Annotated in this window: 17 protein-coding genes and 1 pseudogene; 6 read left to right on the top strand and 12 right to left on the bottom strand. The window is 67.8% G+C overall.

Going from position 1 to position 17,508, the window contains the following annotated elements:
* Nucleotides 1–22: 22 nt before the first annotated feature.
* The 3 genes from ACFYO1_RS14895 to ACFYO1_RS14885 all read left to right on the top strand — a co-directional run bounded on the left by ACFYO1_RS14895 (nt 23) and on the right by ACFYO1_RS14885 (nt 3,031).
* A complete protein-coding gene (locus ACFYO1_RS14895) occupies nt 23–772 on the top strand; it encodes a PP2C family protein-serine/threonine phosphatase (RefSeq protein WP_387230791.1) in 750 nt (249 codons plus the stop codon).
* 250 nt (nt 773–1,022) lie between these two features.
* Nucleotides 1,023–1,808, top strand: a complete 786-nt coding sequence (locus ACFYO1_RS14890; RefSeq protein ID WP_387230789.1) for a hypothetical protein — start codon at nt 1,023–1,025, stop codon at nt 1,806–1,808.
* The gene (locus ACFYO1_RS14885) at nt 1,805–3,031 is read left to right on the top strand and encodes a hypothetical protein (RefSeq protein ID WP_387230787.1); all 1,227 of its coding nucleotides are present in this window, start codon (nt 1,805–1,807) and stop codon (nt 3,029–3,031) included. Before ACFYO1_RS14890 ends, ACFYO1_RS14885 begins: the two co-directional genes overlap by 4 nt.
* Here ACFYO1_RS14885 and ACFYO1_RS14880 read toward each other — a convergent pair.
* The 6 genes from ACFYO1_RS14880 to ACFYO1_RS14855 all read right to left on the bottom strand — a co-directional run bounded on the left by ACFYO1_RS14880 (nt 3,028) and on the right by ACFYO1_RS14855 (nt 7,386).
* Nucleotides 3,028–4,041, bottom strand: a complete 1,014-nt coding sequence (locus ACFYO1_RS14880) for an LLM class flavin-dependent oxidoreductase (protein ID WP_387230785.1) — start codon at nt 4,039–4,041, stop codon at nt 3,028–3,030. The genes ACFYO1_RS14885 and ACFYO1_RS14880 overlap by 4 nt on opposite strands.
* Before the next feature lie 20 nt (nt 4,042–4,061).
* The gene (locus ACFYO1_RS14875; protein ID WP_387230783.1) at nt 4,062–4,358 is read right to left on the bottom strand and encodes an ArsR/SmtB family transcription factor; all 297 of its coding nucleotides are present in this window, start codon (nt 4,356–4,358) and stop codon (nt 4,062–4,064) included.
* Nucleotides 4,359–4,435: 77 nt separating this feature from the next.
* Nucleotides 4,436–5,005: a DUF664 domain-containing protein gene (locus tag ACFYO1_RS14870; protein ID WP_387230781.1), complete on the bottom strand. Its 570-nt coding sequence runs from the start codon at nt 5,003–5,005 to the stop codon at nt 4,436–4,438.
* A 47-nt stretch (nt 5,006–5,052) separates the two neighbouring features.
* On the bottom strand, nt 5,053–5,409 hold the full coding sequence (locus ACFYO1_RS14865; RefSeq protein WP_387230779.1) for a S26 family signal peptidase: 357 nt from the start codon (nt 5,407–5,409) through the stop codon (nt 5,053–5,055).
* Between the two features lie 49 nt (nt 5,410–5,458).
* Nucleotides 5,459–6,661, bottom strand: a complete 1,203-nt coding sequence (locus tag ACFYO1_RS14860) for a diguanylate cyclase domain-containing protein (protein WP_387230777.1) — start codon at nt 6,659–6,661, stop codon at nt 5,459–5,461.
* A 194-nt stretch (nt 6,662–6,855) separates the two neighbouring features.
* The gene (locus ACFYO1_RS14855; RefSeq protein ID WP_387230775.1) at nt 6,856–7,386 is read right to left on the bottom strand and encodes a CGNR zinc finger domain-containing protein; all 531 of its coding nucleotides are present in this window, start codon (nt 7,384–7,386) and stop codon (nt 6,856–6,858) included.
* A 38-nt stretch (nt 7,387–7,424) separates the two neighbouring features.
* Between ACFYO1_RS14855 and ACFYO1_RS14850 the strand changes: the two genes are divergently transcribed.
* Nucleotides 7,425–8,417 (top strand): EamA family transporter, encoded by a 993-nt coding sequence (locus ACFYO1_RS14850; RefSeq protein WP_387230773.1) that lies wholly within the window; start codon nt 7,425–7,427, stop codon nt 8,415–8,417.
* Nucleotides 8,418–8,993: 576 nt separating this feature from the next.
* On the opposite strand, the gene ACFYO1_RS14845 is transcribed toward ACFYO1_RS14850, so the two are convergent.
* The 4 genes from ACFYO1_RS14845 to ACFYO1_RS14830 form a co-directional block, all read right to left on the bottom strand.
* Nucleotides 8,994–9,548 (bottom strand): hypothetical protein, encoded by a 555-nt coding sequence (locus ACFYO1_RS14845; RefSeq protein ID WP_387230771.1) that lies wholly within the window; start codon nt 9,546–9,548, stop codon nt 8,994–8,996.
* Between the two features lie 467 nt (nt 9,549–10,015).
* Nucleotides 10,016–10,978, bottom strand: coding sequence for an endonuclease/exonuclease/phosphatase family protein (locus tag ACFYO1_RS14840; protein ID WP_387230769.1), 963 nt, complete (start codon nt 10,976–10,978; stop codon nt 10,016–10,018).
* A gap of 138 nt (nt 10,979–11,116) precedes the next feature.
* Nucleotides 11,117–11,521: an ArsR/SmtB family transcription factor gene (locus tag ACFYO1_RS14835; protein WP_387230767.1), complete on the bottom strand. Its 405-nt coding sequence runs from the start codon at nt 11,519–11,521 to the stop codon at nt 11,117–11,119.
* Nucleotides 11,521–12,177, bottom strand: coding sequence for an SRPBCC family protein (locus ACFYO1_RS14830; protein WP_387230765.1), 657 nt, complete (start codon nt 12,175–12,177; stop codon nt 11,521–11,523). Before ACFYO1_RS14830 ends, ACFYO1_RS14835 begins: the two co-directional genes overlap by 1 nt.
* A 196-nt stretch (nt 12,178–12,373) precedes the next feature.
* Between ACFYO1_RS14830 and ACFYO1_RS14825 the strand changes: the two are divergent.
* A pseudogene (locus ACFYO1_RS14825) lies at nt 12,374–13,582 on the top strand (PucR family transcriptional regulator); the annotation flags it as partial.
* 326 nt (nt 13,583–13,908) lie between these two features.
* Here ACFYO1_RS14825 and ACFYO1_RS14820 read toward each other — a convergent pair.
* Nucleotides 13,909–15,246 carry a dicarboxylate/amino acid:cation symporter gene (locus tag ACFYO1_RS14820; protein ID WP_387230763.1) on the bottom strand — a complete coding sequence of 446 codons (1,338 nt, stop codon included), beginning with the start codon at nt 15,244–15,246 and terminating at the stop codon, nt 13,909–13,911.
* Between the two features lie 360 nt (nt 15,247–15,606).
* Between ACFYO1_RS14820 and ACFYO1_RS14815 the strand changes: the two genes are divergently transcribed.
* On the top strand, nt 15,607–16,518 hold the full coding sequence (locus ACFYO1_RS14815) for a DUF1206 domain-containing protein (RefSeq protein ID WP_387230762.1): 912 nt from the start codon (nt 15,607–15,609) through the stop codon (nt 16,516–16,518).
* Nucleotides 16,519–16,591: 73 nt separating this feature from the next.
* Here the strand turns inward: ACFYO1_RS14815 and ACFYO1_RS14810 are convergent, their stop codons facing one another.
* Complete coding sequence (locus ACFYO1_RS14810; protein ID WP_387230760.1) at nt 16,592–17,425, bottom strand: NAD(P)H-binding protein; 834 nt, start codon at nt 17,423–17,425, stop codon at nt 16,592–16,594.
* Nucleotides 17,426–17,508: the final 83 nt, after the last annotated feature.

The raw sequence follows: 17,508 nt of genomic DNA, 5'->3' as shown, positions 1-17,508 counted from the left end.
ACCCGCCCAAGGAGGTCAGGCCATGTGCTCGGCACCTGTCACCGATGGCCCTGACCCCGGAGCAGTGCGGCTGACCGGCACCACCTGGGAATCGTTGAGCAGACGCGGTTCTCGCTCGCTCAATGCCGATGCCGCGGCCGCGGTGAGCGATCCGGAGACCGGACGGACCGCGTTCGTCGTCGCCGACGGTATCGGCGATCACCTGGCCGCCGCCCGGGCGGCACGCACCGCGGCCGAGTTCGCCGCCCGCATCGGCGCCCGCGCCGGAGCGCACGCGGGAATCCTTGGCGCGCAGGCGGAATTGCTCCGCCAGTTCCCGCAGAGCGAGGCCGACAGCGTCCTCGTCGTCGCCGTCCTACCCTCCCCGGGACAGCCCGACGGACCGGGCGATATCGCCTGGGTCGGCGACTGCCGCGCCTACCGCTGGAACGGCCGGGTGCTGCACCAGATCACCACCGACCACACCGTCGGCGAATTCTGGCGCACCCGGGGCTACGGCGCCGCGCCCCGCCTCGACCATGTCGTCATCACCTCCGCGCGCACGGTACGGGCCGCCGACATCGGCACCGCCACCACCGGCTCCAGCACCGGCAGGCTGCTGCTGAGCACCGACGGCGTGCACAAACGCCTCGACATCGCGACGATCAAGGCGGTGCTCGCCGGCCAGGAGTCGCCCGCGAACGCCGCCGACACGCTGGTGGACAGCGCCCTGCGAACCGGCGGAACCGACAATACGACCGCCCTCGTCGCGGACTGCCGCCCTTTACCCTGAATACCGGCGCACGCCCCGATCGCGCGCCGCCTCCTCGAAATAGGCCGACGACCAACTGTCATTTGCTGTAAATTCACTCAACCGATTCAGCGTGGATCACATTTCGGTAACGTCACCAACTGACCGCGCCTCACCAGGGCTAATCTTCGATCGGTGCTGTTCTAATATGCCCATGCCGGGGTTGCCTCGGCCGCTCTAACCTGCACTCGGAATTCATTTGTACCGACTTTGCCCGGGAGAGTGGAGCGAGATGGCTCAGGAATTGCTGGTCGCGATCTGCGCCGCGGCGATCGCGGTGGGAGTTTTGGTTGTCGGGGACCGGGTTCGCCCGAAATCATGGCGGCAGAACAGTGACGAGTCGTCCAGCCACCTCGCGCTCGACCTGGCCAAGACCATCTTCACCGCGGTCCTCGCGTTCGTCTTCGTGGCCTGCTGGAATCAGAACCAGAACGCGTACAACCACACGATCACCGAGTCCAAGGGCCTGGTCGACACCCACCTCGCCATCCACGCGATGCCGGGACCGGACCAGCAGCGGATCCACGACAAGGTGCTCGCCTACACCGACGAGGTGCTCACCACCGAGTGGCCGGTGATGGAACGGGAGAGCCGGCTCAGCGAGTCCACCGGCGCAACGCTCGACTCCCTGCGCGACGCCGTGGTGTCGGTGCGGTCGACGGATCCGATCGTGATCGAGGCCCGCTCGCGCGCGCTGGCCGGTATCGACCGGGTGACCCAGGCCCGTCACGACCGGGCCATCGACGCGTCCCGCACCATCCCCCAATTCCTCTACATCGCCTTGTGTTTCGGTGCCGCACTGGTGTTGCTCAACCCCGTGCTGACCGGAATGCAGGTGACCCGGCGCAGCCTTGCGATGACCGCGCTGCTCGGCATCGTGATCGGCTCGTCCCTGCTGGCCATCCACGACCTGGAGCGACCGTTCTCCGGAGTGCTCGGCATTCCGAAAAATGCCTTCACCTATGCCCAGTCGCAGTACGAGCAGGGTCCCATCGGACCGGTCACCCACAACGAATGAAGCGCACCCGGAAGAGGTTCGGTGGTGTCGCGCCGCGAATCACCAGGGGCGCACGCGGATTGGTGGTCGCGAGCGCGTTCGTTCCGGCGGCCGTGCTGTTCGCCGGTCCGTGCACCGCCGACGACGTGCTACCGAGTCCGCCGCCCACCGCTGATGTCACGACGGAAAACATGGCGCCGCAGGAGAACTCGCCAGCCGACGCGGCGGTGATTCCGTTCGGGCCGCCGCTCCCACCGGCCATCACGTACGGAACCGACCCCGCACCCGGCACCCCGCCGGCCGGGGGCGCTGTGCCACCCGACGTAATCAGCACGACACCGACCGATCCGGCCGAACCTGACGGACCGCCCACACCTGACGCTCCCTCCGGGAACAGAGCCACAGAGGACGCCCCCGCCGCGTCGGGAAGCCGTGCGGCGCAGGATGTTCCCACTGGCAGCGCAGGCCACGAAGACATCGCGTCCGGCAGCGCCGTCATCCCCGACGCCACGACCGGCAGCGCCGCCGACGGCGGTCACCTATCGCTGGAGCCGTCGTCGCTCCCCGCCACGAACGCGATTCTCGATCTCGGCCCCGCCGCCGACGCGGACGCCGACACCACCGGAAGCGCAACGCCCGCAACCGGAGCCACCGCCAACCCCGCCGTCCTCGGCCTCGACAGCGGCAGCGTCGTCACCGCCTGCGCGGGCAGCGCGGTGACCGCGGGCGCCCTGCTGTTCCTCGGCTCGGCCGCCGGCTCCGGCCTGATCGGACCGGGAATGCTCGCCCCGCCCTGGTGGGCCTTCGTCGGCTCGGCCGGATCCGTGGTCATCCCACCGGGTTTCGGCTCCAGCGGCTCGGCCCTGGGCAGCGCCGCGGTCGGCAGCGCGGTCACCGGCAGCGCCGTGCTGACCTGCCTGCTCGCCCTCTCGACCGCACCGACCCCGCCCACGCCGTCGTTTCCGCTCTTGATCCCGTCCCCGATCCTGAGCCCGCCGCTTTCCTTCTTCCAGCCGGCGACCGCCCCCGTCGCCGCGCCCGCGGGATCCGAAACAGCCATCGCACCAGAACGATTCGCCGTCGCGGCAACGCCGCCCGTGGTGGACGACGCGGCCGCCGCGACCGCCGACCAGTTCGCCTTCAATACCCTCGAGATCATCACCCTGCTCGTGGTGCTGACCATCCTCGCCTACCAGAGCTCGACGGAAGTCACCAAGCGGCGCCCGCCGCGCCCGCTGGGCTAGCCGACGGCAGGTTCGCGGTCGGCCGCGGCCATGGCGGCGCCGGTGAGCTCGACGGAGCGCACTCGATCGTCGATCTGCAGCGCGGAATGCGCGAGGATGAGCTCGTCGGCAGCGAGGTCGGCGGCGAAATCGTCAAGGTAGGCAACGACTTCGGCGGGCGTGCCCGCAGCGGTGTACTGCGTCATCGAGGCGAGCTGGCGGCCGTTCGGCGAGCCGAGGAACGCGTCGATCTCCGCGTCGCTGTAGTCGACGTCGGCGGCGCCGCGCTTGATGAACATCCGGGCCCGGTTGCGCCAGGCGATCTTCTTCTGTTCCAGCGCGTCCGCACGATCCTCCGCGGCGAACACGTTGAGCGCGGCCATCACGTACGGCTCGGCCAACTGCTCCGACGGCCGGAAGGTGTCGCGATAGACGGCAACCGCCTGGTGCAGCGCGTCCGGCGCGAAGTGCGACGCGAACGCGTACGGCAAGCCGAGCTGCGCGGCCAACTGCGCACCGAACAGCGAGGAACCCAGGATGTACAGCGGCACAATGCCTTCCGCGCGCGGCACCGCCTGCACGCCGGAGATCCGCGAATGCCCGCTCAGATACCCCTGCAGCTCGAGCACGTCCTGCGGGAACGAGTCCGCCGACGACGCGTTGCGGCGTAAGGCGAGCATCGTCTTCTGGTCGCTACCCGGCGCCCGGCCCAGGCCGAGATCGATCCGGCCGGGGAACAGCGTCTCCAGCGTGCCGAACTGTTCGGCGATCACCAGTGGCGAGTGGTTGGGCAGCATGATGCCGCCGGAGCCCAGACGGATGGTGTCGGTGTGCGCCGCGACATGCCCGATGAGCACGCTGGTGGCGCTGGACGCGATCGAGGCCATGTTGTGGTGCTCCGCATACCAAACACGTTGGTAGCCACTACGTTCGGCGGCTCGCGCCAGGGCGACGCTGTTGTCGAAGCTGTCGCGCGCGGACTGACCGGGCGCGATCTGCGCCAGGTCGAGGAGGGACAGTGCGGTCGACATAGGACGGTGCCTTTCGTAGGTCAGAGAACGCGGTGCAGTTGTTCGGTGAAGGCTCGGATGCGGGCGTCGTCGCGGCGGTAGTAGATCCACTGGCCGCGCCGGGTAGCGCAGAGGAATCCGGCGCGTTGCAGGATCGCCAGGTGCGCCGAGATGGTCGAGGCCGACGTTCCGGCCTTCTGCTGGATGAGTCCGACGCACACGCCGAGCTCGGCCGTGTCGCCGCGTCCGGGGAAGTGCACGTCCGGTTCCTTGAGCCACTCCAGAACGCGCAGGCGGGTCTCGTTCGCCAACGCCTTGCACTCGTCGAGCACGCTCACCACCCTTCGGTATTTCGCTAATTAACGAATTTACGCCGCATCCGGGTGAGCGGCCACATGACCCTGCTCACGTGCGGCTAACCGGTGCTGCGCGGACGCCAGCCGGCCGGCGGGTCCTCGCCGACGCGCCCGTCCACGGCCTCCCGGAGCAGGTCGGCGTGGCCGGTGTGGCGGCCGTACTCTTCGATCAGGTCACAGACCAGCCGGCGCACACTGAGCCGGCGGCCATCAGGCCAGGCGAGGTGGGCGAGCCGGTCGAGACCACCGTCGGCGAGCACGGCGTCGAGCTTCGCGCGCGAGCGGGCCACGGTGCCGTCCCACATCGCGTAGAGCGCTTCGGGAGCGTCGTCGACGGCCGATTCGAAATCCCAATCGGGGTGCGCACGCCAGTCGACGGCGTCCCAGGGTGGGCTGACCGGCGCACCGCTGAGCTTGCGGCTGAACATCTCGTCCTCGGCCCGCGCGAGGTGCTTGAGCAGTCCGCCGAGCGTCAGCGCGGAAGCCCCGATCCGGGCCTGCAAACCGGCCGAGTCGAGGTCGTCGGCCTTCCATCGAAAGGTCGCCCGCAATCGCTCCAGCGCACCGATCAGCTGCTCGGCCTCGGTCCCGGCGACGGGCGGTTCCCACGGGGTATCGCTGACGGTCATGCAGCCACCGTAGATCGCGTCACCGGCCACCGGAAGGGACGCGAAACTCACCCGGCCGGCGGGGAGGGGCCTAGGACCTTGCCGTCGATATTCTTGCCCGGCACCCCTTCGATCTCGGTACAGAGACCGAAAACCCTTGCCCGGCTGGTCCATCCGTTGATCCGGCCGCGATTGTTGCCGATCTGAACCCGCTCACCGGCGATCGCGGTCACCAGATGCAGATAGGTGGTTCCCGAAACCCGGACCAGCACGATGTCGCCGATTTCGACCTTCTCCGGATCGACCGGCGCGATGGTCACCAGCTCACGGCTGCGGATCAACGGCACCATCGACGAACCGACGGGCCGGATCCGCACCGTCGCCCCGCCTGCCACCCGCGCGGCAGCCGCGTCCAATGCGCCCATTCAGGCAGTGTCGCGTCGAATACTCTGCGCCGCAACCTATTTTGACCGATCAGACCGGCGGCCGGACCGTGCGGGTGGGTAGTCCGAGCTCCTCGGCAGCCGGCACAGGATGGATCTCGGGGACGCCGGAGGGTTTGCGGCGCGGATGGGACAGCGGTTCGTCCTGCCCCGCGATGGCAACGGCGTTGCCGCCGCGACGTTTTGCGCGATACATCGCCGAATCGGACCCGCGCAGCAACCGGCGGTAGGTGGCCACGTTGTACGGGCCGCCGGCCCGCGAGTCGTCGAGGACCGCGATGCCGACGCTCGCCGTGATGGCCAGCGGCAGATCGGGCATGGACTCGATCGCGCGGCGCAAGCGTTCACCGACGGCGGCGGCGTCCTCGCGCAGGCAGCCGACGATGACGAACTCCTCGCCTCCGGTGCGGGCGATGAGCGCGTCGGAGTCGACCGCCTCCCGGATGCGTCGCGCCGTGCGGATCAGCACCTCGTCGCCGAACGGATGACCGAACGTGTCGTTGACCGCCTTGAATCGGTCCATGTCCACCGTCGCCACGAACGCCGAGGCGTGCCGGCAGTGCACGATGTGCGCGGACAGCCTGGCGTCGAGGCCGCGGCGGTTCAGCAGCCCGGTCAGCGGGTCGGACAGCGCGTCCGCGCGCAGCAACCAGTGGCAGAACTGCACGAACGGGAGCATCACGCCGACCACGACCAGCATGACGAGGACGACCGCCAACCCGAGCGCCAGATCTTCCCACCGATGGTCCGGCGCGCCGCCCGCCAATTCGCCGCGGAACATCAGGAAGGCCAGCACCACACTCGTGAGCAAGGTCCACCCGACATGCGCGGCGAGAATGCGCGGACCGTGGAATACCGTGACGTACGCACCCATTGCCGTCAGCAGCACCACGCCCAGAACTCCGACGACGCGATCGTGCACCAGCAAATCGTTGGCGGTGGTGTCGATATCGAAGAGCACAATCCAGACGAGCGACTCGGTTTCGCGCGGCCACGGTAAAAACCACCAGCGCACCGTCCACAGTCCGGCGACCGTCGCCTCGACCGCGCCCTGCACCTCACCGACCCAACCGGCGACGTCCCCCTGCGCGATCGAGGCGAGCACCGCGATCAGCAGCATGACCAGCCCACCGGCGCCGAGCATGAACTTGAACCGACCGAGCGCGCCGTGCGATTCGAACGTCTCGACCAGGGCACGGTAATCGACCGGATCCCGCCACCAGGTTCGAAACATCGATCGGTCGTCGGTCAATGAATTTCCGCCTTCGGTCGACTACGGACCGGGCAATCGCCCGGGGTCCCCCTGGTCATCCAGCATGGCGTGCAAATCGACAGTAAAACTCGGGTGTGGATCGCGCAATGTGAGATCGGCGCTATCCATTTCGCGGAGAAGAGCCTATCCTGACCGGCAGTTCACCCGATCGTCGATTATTTCCTCCGCGCGCGGTAGGCCGCGACCGCATTGCGGTTTCCGCACGCGGTGCTGCAATAGCGGCGAGACCGGTTGCGGGACAGGTCGAGGACGATTCCCTCGCAGGTGTCGTCCGCGCAGATCGATAGCCGGCTCAGCTCGTCGGTGCGGATCAGATCGATCAGCGCCATCGCCGTCTCGACGGCGATCCGGACCGGGAACGGCGCTTCGGCAGGCACCGCGTGGATGTGGTAGTCGACGTTCCCGTGCCGGACCAGTTGGGGCACCGCGCGATGCTTCGCCAGGGTCTCGTTCACCAGCCGGGCCGTCGTGTCTCGATCGCTGGTCAGCATCCGGCGCAGCGGCGCCCGCAAAGCGCGGACCGCTGCCAGCTCGGCGGCGTCGCCGGTATGCACGCCGGTGTAGACGTGTTCGGCGAAAAACGCGTCCAGCTGGTCGATTTCGGTCAGCGTATCCGGCTCCTCGGCCGAATTCACCAGCTCCACCGCAGCCAGCAGCGACTCCTCGGTGTCATGAGCAAAAATCATGTTGACATATTACATGCCCGCCCATAGCGTCATTACCCATGGCTACGATGACTCATGACACCGCCGTTCAACGGCTCCGGTCCGGACTGATTCTGGCGGTGCTGTCGGCGTCGTCGTTCGGCCTCTCCGGCTCGCTGGCCCGCGGCCTGATGAACGGCGGCTGGAGTGCGGCCTCGGTCGTCGCGGTCCGGGTGCTGGTGGCCGCCGTCGTGCTCATGCCCATCGCGCTGCGACAGCTACACGGCGACTGGCAGTTGTTGCGCCGCAACGCCTCTCTGATCACCGCGTACGGGCTCGTCGCCGTCGCCGGTACTCAGCTCGCCTATTTCAACGCGGTCGCGCACATGGCCGTCGGCGCGGCGCTGCTCATCGAGTACACCGCGCCGATCGCAGTCGTCACCTGGCTCTGGTTGCGGCACCGCCAACGCCCCGGCACCGCGACGGTCGCCGGCGCGGCGCTCGGGATCACCGGCTTGTTCCTGGTCATCGACCTGCGCTCCGGTATGAGCACCAGCTGGATCGGGCTCGCCTGGGCCCTCGCCGCCATGCTCGGCGCGGCCGGCTACTTCGTGCTCTCCGCGCAGGGCGACGGCACACTGCCGGGCACCGTCCTGGCCGCGGGCGGGCTTCTCCTCGGCGGGCTCGGCCTGCTCGCCGCGGGTGCGGTCGGCATCGTCCCCTTGCATGCCACCACGAACCCGGTCGTCTTCGAGCACTTCACCATGTCCTGGTGGCCACCGGTCCTCGTGCTCGGCGTGGTGACCGCGGCCCTCGCCTACGTCTCCGGCATCGCCGCCACCCGCCTGCTCGGCTCCCGCCTCGCGTCCTTCGTCGCGCTCTTCGAAGTCCTGGCCGCACTGCTGTTCGCCTGGGCTTTGCTCGGTGAAGCGCCACGCGCCATCCAATTGCTCGGCGGCACAATGATTCTCGTCGGCGTGATCGTCGTCCGGCGCGGCGAGACCGACACCACCGCTCCAGCCGAGTCCGGCCCGAGCGAAACGCCACTACCCGAATTCGGTGCTGAGCGTTGAAAGTTCGAGCGCAGTGCGGAGCGCAGAACCGCCCACGCTCCCGAGCTGCCGAGCTGCCGAGCTGCCGAGCTGCCGAGCTGCCGAGCTGCCGAACGATAAACCCACGGCCGCGAGCAAGACGCAGCCTGCCGCGTTCCCTCCGCCTCAACCGATTCCGCCGCCATCTGCCGCAGTCGACGCCACGCCCACTGCCGGCACAGTCGTTGGATTGCCCCACCGTGCAGCCCACTCTGACAGTGAGGTTCAGTCGCAGCCGCAGTCGTGTCGCAGCCGCCTCGCGTCACGTCACGTCGATTACGGGTACGCGTTCGTCGGCCGGAGGTACCACCGCCCTGCTGAGGGCGGTGTGCACCTCGGCAGCAACGGCTCGACCAGAGCCCACAGCGCACCGGAGGCAAGCCGTTTCGACAACTCGTCGGCCACGATCCAAACCTTCTGCGGCACAGCCCGTTCTGACACATCGCAGGTAGACAGCACCAAGGTCGGCACTGGAGGCATCGTCGATGACAACGCTTGCCCATCGGGCGTACCAAAGGCTTCGAGGGCGGGCCGCTTATTTCCGGAAATCTCTGACGATCACCCGGTCGTCCCGTGCGTCCAGAAGATCCTCAGCGGCGGGCAGTACTGCCGTAGCGGGAAAGTAGTCGCGATCGAGTTCGCACGTGATTCGAGTGCCTGGGCTGCCCGTCGAGTCCTGTTCGCGAGGCGACTCGATGGGCGTGGTCCCGCAAACTCCCGCGACCACTGTCGATCCGCGGTTCGGATCTCGATCCAGGTTCGTGCGCTGACCGCGAGCAGCGCGCCGAGTGCCCATCGGCTCAGTGGCAAGCCGTTCGCGTCGAGCTTGCCCATCTCGTTGACAATGTTGTCCGTAATGGTGAACCGGTGGTCCGACTCGGTGACCACCTCAGCCGTCGCGGGATGTCGATCCGGTTCCCCCAACGTATCCCGCACCACCGCATTGACAACGGCACCGGCCAGCCTGGGGTTCTCCCGGTGGCAACCGAAGAACATATGCGGCCGGGCTCGAACAGCCTCCTCGAACGGACGCACAACAATTTCCGCCGTCGAGTAGTCCTCCGCCTGCGATCCCACGGAGACCATTCTTCCAGCTCGAATCAGCTTGTCCAACGCGATTTCTCCCAGCCGGACGGCGACCAAGGTCGATCGCCTCGAGCATGCGTCGGCCACGTCGACACCATGCAGAGGTAGGCCGGGCCCTGTGGCGACGGGCTGGTGCGGGAACGGCACTTCTGGCCCGCCGGGTGGCGCGCTGACCCACGAGGCCTGCGGGGCCTTCGGTCCGCTGCCAGCCGTGCAGGTGGCAGGTGGCAGGCCTCAGAACGCGACGGTAGTCTGCGCCGGGGATGGGTACTGTCTCGACCTTGACCGCGCGGCTGCGGGCGATGCCTCCGAGTGCGACGTTCCCGCGCACCTTCTGATCTCCCGCACACGTGATCGCATGCGAATCGCTGTGCGGAAGATCAGGAAGTGTGCGGGAACGCCGATTTGTGCAGGGCTGGGGTGGTACGTGGCTGCGGGGCCAGTCGAGCTGCCGGGGTTCACGTCACGGGCGGGGGTGAGGTCGGGGGTGGGGTTTATGGATTCGGCGGGTTCAGGAGGATGCGGGCGAACAGGGCGCGATGGTCTGCGCCGGGGATGGGGACTGTCTCGACTTCGGTCGCATGGCCGCGGGCGATGAGGAAATGGTCGATACCGACTATGGGGGGCCAGGTTTTGTCGGTCGGGTAGGTGACCAGGTGGCCGGCGCCTGCTTGCTCGGCGGCGTCGTCGAAGCGTGCGGAGAGCATCGCGCGGAACTGCGCGTGGTCGTAGGTCGCGTTGAAGTCGCCGCCGACGAGCACCGGTCGATCCGTTGGCGAGCGGTCGAGAATTCCACGCAGACGGGACAATTCGTCGGCCCAGACGGTTGTGCCGTATATCGGTGGCACCGGGTGGAAGGCGTAGATCGCGACCGGGCCGATGCCTGGGACCGTTGCTGTCGCGGAGAGCTGGTTCAGCACAAACCCGTCGTATTCAACGGTTTCCGACAACGGATAGCTGCTCCAGATACCGGTTCCGGTCGCGGTTCGGCCAGGCGACAGATACCGATGCGGCAGTAGCTGATCGAGGCCCGCCTTGCCGAGGCCCTCGACCGCCGCGGGGGTCAGCTCGTTGACCGTGAGCACCGCGATGTTCCGCGCCCGCACCTCATCGACCAATGCCCGCGGATCAGCACCGTCGAACAACAAATTGGCCTGCATCGCATTCACCGAAGGCCCGCCGTCATCGCCGGAGTTACGGAAGTACAGCGGAGCCTGCGTCCACACCGCGGCAGCGACAACAACGGTCGCCACCACGGCACCGACCCACCGCCGCATCACGAGAAACGCCACGGCCCCGACCAACCCGCAGGCCATCAGATACGGCGCCCCCGAAGCGGCCAGCACCAAAATCCGGAACTCCGACCGACTGAAATGCAACCCGACCCCGACGCCCCCTACCAGCACCGCCAACCAAGCCAGCAGACCGACCCCATCCCGAACCACCTTCGATCGCACACCCACCACCCAACACGACCACCACGAACGACCCCACACGAGGGCCGTCCACGCAGCACGCCCCACCACGTCGAGGCGCCTTCCGGGCGTCACGCAACCTTTCTTCACAACTGAATTCGACGCCCACACCCCACTCACTCACGCATGCCGAACATCCGGCTCGGACGACTCCCCCGCACTCCGACCCGGCTCCGCCTTCCGCGCCCGTCGGCCACGCGCCACTTCGGTGGCCAGCGCGTCCAGCGGCTGAGCGAATTGCGTCACCGGATCGACGAGATGAGCCAGCCACGACTGCGCCGCCTCCACTCCCTCGACGTCCAGCAGGTAGAACCGCCGCGTCCCCTCCGCCCGGACTCGCACCAGCCCGGCCTCTCGAAGCACCTTGAGATGCTGCGAGACGCCGGGTTGCGAGATCCGCGTATACCGTTGCACCGCAGCGACAACCGTGCCTGCGGCCTGCTCGCCGTCCGCCACCAGTTCGAGGATGTACCGGCGCACCGGATCGCCGAGCGCCTCGAAAATCTTCTCCGCAGAACCGGTCATCAGGACTCTGGATCGGCCTCGGGCTCGACCGTGTAGAACGTGATCGTGCGCTGCGCGGACTCGTGTGCCGCGGCCGGGTCATCGCTGTCGGCGATCGCCGCGTCCGCCCAACCTCGGGCCGCCGCCTCGACGAACACCAACCCCTCGGGCGTCGTCGGAAAGGTCATTCCCTCGGCCGGGTCCACCGCGGCACCGGTCGCGACATGCAGGCCGAGCGCCATCAGCGCGAGATCCCAGCCGACACCGACCGCGCCGGGACCGTACTGATCCCAGAACTCCGGCACGATGGGCGCCTCGTGGGCCAGCTCCAGCACGGTGTTGTCCGCGTCGACGGTCAGCGTGACCGTCACCCACGACACCTGCGGACCCATCTCCCAGGTGATGGCGAACCGCCGCGGCTCGTCGCACTCCTGCACGACGCCGCCCGCGTTGCCCTCGGTCTGGAACCGCCCGCCGACCTTCAATTCTCCGCTGACCGGCAGGAACCAGCGCGGTATCCGCTCGGGATCGGTCAGCGCGTCCCACAGATCGGCCTGATCGGTGGCGTAGGTGCGGCGCGCGATCACGATCCGGGTCGGCGCGCCGTCGCGCGAGCCGGTACGGACCTCGCGAACGACAAGCCCGGCGATAGCCGCAGGGTCAGTGAGCAGGGGCATAGCGACCTCCTTTTATAAGTTTTCACTTATGTTAACCGACGCGTACCGCCCGCGCACCTTTCGCAGCTGTGATCAATCACAGCTACCGGCGCGCCGCACCCTCCTGTTCTCACAACTTGGCTGGTAAACGCCGCAGAAGGCAACACCGCGATTAGTGTGAACCTGCTACATAGCTAATGCTGACAAAGGAGTTGTCATGGCTGTCGACAGTCCGATCCGGCCGAATCTGACGATCTCCGGGAAACCGATGTCCACTCCGTTGCGTGACGTCCGAGCCCTGTCCCGGCAAATGGTCGGCCACTTCGTCGAGAACGTGGTGCCGTGCGCGACGCTGCCCGGCGAGGCGATCTACGGCGACGTCACCACGATCACCCGGGTCTGCCTCGAATTGGCCGCCAGCATGCTGGACGGGCAGAACATTCCGGCGAAGGTCGAACAGCTCGAGGAGGCCGCGGCCGGTTGGGCGCGCGAGGGTGTGCCGATCGACGCGATCCACAACGCCATTCACGCCGGCTTCCAGATGGGCATGGACCTCGTCGTGTCGAATCTGACGGTCAAGGATCTCGACAACTTCGTCGACGGCTCCAAGCTGAACATCGAGATCCTGCACACGCTGACCTCGGCCATCTCCCGCGCCTACTTCCGCGAACTGCGCGCCGCGGTCAGCGAGCACCACACGGCGGTCCACACGCTCACCTCCGCCCTGCTCGGCGGGCGGCCGACCTCGACCATGGCCCGCGAGTGCGGAATCGCCATCGCCGAGTCGTATGCCGTTCTGGCCGTGTCGATTCCACGCCACCGCGACGAACGCAATCCCGCGCTCAACACGCAGGTCGTGGCGCGACGCAAGCTGCGCCGCACCCAGGCCGAACTGGCCACGCGCTGCGGCGGCAACGCCCTGTCCCTGCTCAGCATCGACGGCGGCACCATCCTCCTGCCCGCCGACCAGCACCCCGATGAGCAACTCGACGCGCTCATCGAGGGCCTGTCCCAGGCCGCGCAGGTCGGCATCACCGCCACCCTGGTGGAGGCCACCCCCGAACAGATCCCCGGGGCCGTGGATCAGGCCCACGAACTCCTCGACATGGTGCACCGCCTGCATTGCGTCACCGGCCTCTACCGATTCGACGAACTCGCCCTGGAATACCAGCTCACCCGCCCCGGACCCGGCCGCGAATACCTCGGCGCCGTCCTCACTCCGCTGGACGAGCACACCGAACTACTCGAGACCCTGCAAATGCACATCAGCAACAACCTCAACCGCCAGCGCACCGCCCGCGCCCTGCACGTGCACACCAACACCGTCGACTACCGGCTCAAGCGCATCGGCCAGCTGACCGGTTTCGACCCGTCGCAGCCCTCCGGCCTCTGGTACTTGCGTTCGGCCCTGATCGCCCGCTCGTACCACCCCAACGACCGCCAACCGGGCCGATCGGCTCAGTCCGACGGCTCCCGATCGTCGTCGGAACCCAGCTCCGCCTCCACCTCGCGGGTCGCCATCCCGCCCTCATGCCCCTGATCGGTCGGTCCGGGCCGGCCGCCCTTCGGCTCCTCGTCGTCTTTCGCACCTGACATGGCAGATTCCTTCCGTCGCCGCGTCGCAATACCCGTCGCCAACTCGGTCAACCAGAAGAAGACTGCCGGCTCGCGAGGTCGGCACACCGGTGGTGGTCACCCCGCAACCTGAGCGCGCCCGCGGTGCGGCGACTGTTCACCGCACCGCCGGCTGCGTCAAGCCGCCGCGGGCACCTCTTCCTCGTCCCGTTCCGGCTCCGATTCGGGTGCGGTCAACGGCGCGGAGGGCCCGTCGAAGATCTCCTGATCGAGGATCCCTTCGCGCTTGGCGACCAGCACCGGAACCACCATCTGCCCGGCCACATTCGTCGCGGTGCGGATCATGTCGAGGATCGGGTCGATGGCCAGCAACAGGCCCGCGCCGGCCAGTGGGAGGCCGAGGGTGGACAGGGTCAGGGTGAGCATGACGATCGCGCCGGTGAGCCCCGCCGTCGCCGCGGAACCGACCACCGAGACGAACGCGATCAGCAGGTAGTCGCGCAGATCGAGCTGGGTCCCGGTGATCTGGGCGACGAAGATGGCGGCCAGCGCCGGGTAGACGGCGGCGCAGCCGTCCATCTTGGTGGTCGCGCCGAACGGGACCGCGAACGACGCGTATTCGCGTGAGACACCGAGCCTTTCGGTGACCATCCGCTGGGTCAGTGGCATCGTGCCGATCGACGAACGGGACACGAAGGCCAATTCGACCGCGGGCCAGGCCTTTGCGTAGAACCGGAGCGGGTTCACACCGCCGACCACGCGCAGCAGGATCGGGTACACCACGACCAGCACGATGAGGCAGCACGCATAGACCGCAATGGTGAAGGTGGCCAACGGGCGCAGCAGACCCCAGCCGTAGCTGGCGATCGCCTTACCGATGAGACCCGCGGTGCCGATGGGCGCGAGCCGGATCACCCACCACAGCGCCTTCTGCACCAGCTCCAGCACCGATTCGGCCAGTGTCAGAAAGGGTTTCGCCCGCTCGCCGAGTTTGAGCGCGGCGACGCCGAGCACCGCGCCGAGGAACACCAGCTGCAGCACATTGTTACCGGTGAACGCGCCGACGACATTCGTCGGGATGATGCCGGTGAGGAAGTCGGTCCAGCCGCCCTTCGAGTCCGGCGTCTTCGCGCCGACCAGGGTCAGTTCGACGCCGCGGCCCGGATTGGTGATCAGACCGAGCACGATGCCGACCGCGACCGCGATCACCGCGGTCCCCAGGAACCACAGCAGAGTGCGCCCGGCCAGCCGGGCGGCATTGGTGACGTGCCGCAGTCCGGCGACGCTGACCAGCACGGCGGTGAACACCAATGGCGGCACCGCGAGCTTCAGCAGCTGCACGAAGATGCCGCCGACCTGCGTCAATGTGCTGGTGAGCCAGGCGGAATCGGTGGCGCGGGCGAGGAAGCCCGCCGCGATACCGACAACCAAACCGAGCAGGATCTGGACGCCGAACGACCAGCGCGCCGGGTTCAGGGCACGGCTGCGCGAACTAGGTGAAGACAAGAGAACCATCCAAGACAATCAGGGGATCCGGTGAGCTGAGCGCGCGTCAGCGACACAGCTGTGCGGCCAGTCGGCCGAGATCCACATGCAACCTGGCGACCAGGTGCACGACTGTCATAGCGAGATTCATAACGCGCTCAACCGTAGGCGATTCGTCCGATCAATTTCCCCTCGGGGTCGATCGATCGCGGTATGACCTGCGTCACAACCCTTTCCGATCAGCGCTATTCGAGCACAGATCGGGTTCCCCAGTCGAATTCGGTTCGCCAGTGGCGACTCCGCCCGCCGCACACCGGATCTCGGCTCGAAACGCGTGGTGTCAATCGACGGGAAGTGGGCATTACCGCCGTCGAGAGATGAGGAACAACCATGAGTATCTTCCGCAATACGAACAGATATCGACGACGCGATCGAGTCGGCACCGTGCGCAGTGGCTGGCGGCGGTCCGGCTGGGGCCGCCGAGCAGGCGACTATCGCCGGCGTAGGTCCAGCACCTCGGGCGGAGTGGAAACCGCCGCACGATTCGGCTTCGTCGCCCGCGGCATCGCCTACATCACCATCGGCATCATCGGTTTCATGCTGGCCATCGGCACCGCCGAGCACGAACCGGACGGCGGCGGCGCGCTGGCGGCCATCGCCACCAAACCCCTTGGCTACCTACTGCTCTGGATCCTGTTGTTCGGCTTCGCCGCCCTCGTGGTCTGGCGCGTCACCCAGATCGCCAGTGCGCGAAGGACTTACTCGGGCGGACACCGCTTCTACGCGATAGTCTCCGGAATCGTCTATGCCCTGGCCTTTTTGGGCACCTTCCGGTACGTGGTGCACGGCCGAACCCCCAAGCCGAGCGATGCCATCGCCCGCGATCTGACCGGCCGCATCCTGAGCTGGGACGGCGGCCAAGTGGTCGTGTTGCTGATCGGTCTCGCCATCATCGCCTTCGGGATCTGGCAGACCATCCTCGGCCTGAGCCTCCAGTTCGTCGACGACCTGCGCATGGGCTGGATGACCCACGGCTCGCGCGAGGCGGTGATCTGGCTCGGCCGCATCGGCTACCTCGCCCGCGGCGCGATCGTCATCGCCATCGGCATCGCCGCGGTGGTCGCGGGCCTGAACTACGATCCCGCGGAAGCGAAGGGCATCGATGCGGTGCTGCGCGACTTCGTCGGAAAGCCGTTCGGCCCATGGCTGCTCATGCTGATCTCCCTCGGCCTCATGGCCTTCGGCGTCCTGTCCTTCCTCGAAGCCAAGCACCGCAGAACCTACGGCGGCGTCCCGGTCTGATGCCGCCCGCCAGGAACCACACGACGACCTCGGCCTCGGCGCCGGGGTCGTCGTCGGTATCCGAGCTTCCCGGCTACTTCCAAGCGCCTGCCGCCACCGCGTCGCGCACGTAGTCGGCGAAGTCGATCGGCTCGCGCCCCAGCAGCCGGCGAACGGTGTCGGTCACATGGGCGTTGCGCCCGTCCAGCAGCGTCGCGAAGATCTCGAGCATCCCCGCCACCTCTTCGTCCGGCATCCCGAATTCCGCGGTCAGCACCGCGCCGAATTCCGCACCGGTGACCGGGATGTACTGCACCTCGCGCCCGCCCTCCGCCGCGATCGCCGACACCGCGTCGCCGAAGGTCAGCAGGCGGGGGCCGGTCAGTTCGTAGTTCTGTCCCGCGTGCCCGTCCTCGGTGAGCGCGAGCGCCGCGACGTCCGCGAGGTCGGCGGAGTCGACGAACGGCTCCAGAACCTGGCCCGCGGGAAAGGCCACCCCACCGGCCAGCACCATATCCGTGAACACGCCCTCGTCGAAGTTCTGGTTGAACCAAGCCGCTTGCAGCACAGTCCATTCGGCGCCACTGTCCCGCACCGCCGTCTCGGCTGCGCCGGCCTGATCCTCACCGCGCGCGGACAGCAGCACCAGCCGCCGCACACCCTTGGTCACGGCCAGCTCGCTGAACGCCCGAATGGTCTCTCCCGCAGCGGGATCCCCGATGTCCGGGGTGTACATCACGAACGCCGCCCGTACGCCGTCGAGCACCGGTGCCCACGTGCTGCGGTCCGTCCAGTCGAATGGGGGCTCCGCCGAGCGCGAGCCGATCCGGACGGGGAATCCCCTGGCGGCCAGGCGGTCTGCGACTCGGCGGCCCACCTTTCCGGTGCCCGCGGTGACGAGGATGGTGTCGTTCTTCGTTGTTGTCATGCTCCCAGTCAAGCCGCCGGCGCGTCGACGAACCATCGACGAAAAGCTCAGTTCCATACGTCAGCGTCTCGAGCTACCGCACC

Origin of the sequence: Nocardia sp. NPDC006044, from assembly GCF_042871115.1 — a bacterium.
In the GTDB taxonomy this organism is placed as follows: domain Bacteria; phylum Actinomycetota; class Actinomycetes; order Mycobacteriales; family Mycobacteriaceae; genus Nocardia.
Note: the sequence above shows the minus strand (reverse complement) of the source record. Positions and strands in the feature narration are given on the sequence as shown.

What these genes read in the sequence shown, in the direction of transcription:
- ACFYO1_RS14860 (WP_387230777.1), bottom strand. Translation starts at nt 6,661, where the DNA reads ATGTTTCGAACCTGGTGGCGGGATCCGGTCGATTACCGTGCCCTGGTC.
- ACFYO1_RS14850 (WP_387230773.1), top strand. Translation starts at nt 7,425, where the DNA reads ATGGCTACGATGACTCATGACACCGCCGTTCAACGGCTCCGGTCCGGA.
- ACFYO1_RS14815 (WP_387230762.1), top strand. Translation starts at nt 15,607, where the DNA reads ATGAGTATCTTCCGCAATACGAACAGATATCGACGACGCGATCGAGTC.
- ACFYO1_RS14865 (WP_387230779.1), bottom strand. Translation starts at nt 5,409, where the DNA reads ATGGGCGCATTGGACGCGGCTGCCGCGCGGGTGGCAGGCGGGGCGACG.
- ACFYO1_RS14870 (WP_387230781.1), bottom strand. Translation starts at nt 5,005, where the DNA reads ATGACCGTCAGCGATACCCCGTGGGAACCGCCCGTCGCCGGGACCGAG.
- ACFYO1_RS14885 (WP_387230787.1), top strand. Translation starts at nt 1,805, where the DNA reads ATGAAGCGCACCCGGAAGAGGTTCGGTGGTGTCGCGCCGCGAATCACC.
- ACFYO1_RS14890 (WP_387230789.1), top strand. Translation starts at nt 1,023, where the DNA reads ATGGCTCAGGAATTGCTGGTCGCGATCTGCGCCGCGGCGATCGCGGTG.
- ACFYO1_RS14855 (WP_387230775.1), bottom strand. Translation starts at nt 7,386, where the DNA reads ATGATTTTTGCTCATGACACCGAGGAGTCGCTGCTGGCTGCGGTGGAG.
- ACFYO1_RS14835 (WP_387230767.1), bottom strand. Translation starts at nt 11,521, where the DNA reads ATGACCGGTTCTGCGGAGAAGATTTTCGAGGCGCTCGGCGATCCGGTG.
- ACFYO1_RS14895 (WP_387230791.1), top strand. Translation starts at nt 23, where the DNA reads ATGTGCTCGGCACCTGTCACCGATGGCCCTGACCCCGGAGCAGTGCGG.
- ACFYO1_RS14820 (WP_387230763.1), bottom strand. Translation starts at nt 15,246, where the DNA reads ATGGTTCTCTTGTCTTCACCTAGTTCGCGCAGCCGTGCCCTGAACCCG.
- ACFYO1_RS14830 (WP_387230765.1), bottom strand. Translation starts at nt 12,177, where the DNA reads ATGCCCCTGCTCACTGACCCTGCGGCTATCGCCGGGCTTGTCGTTCGC.
- ACFYO1_RS14880 (WP_387230785.1), bottom strand. Translation starts at nt 4,041, where the DNA reads ATGTCGACCGCACTGTCCCTCCTCGACCTGGCGCAGATCGCGCCCGGT.
- ACFYO1_RS14810 (WP_387230760.1), bottom strand. Translation starts at nt 17,425, where the DNA reads ATGACAACAACGAAGAACGACACCATCCTCGTCACCGCGGGCACCGGA.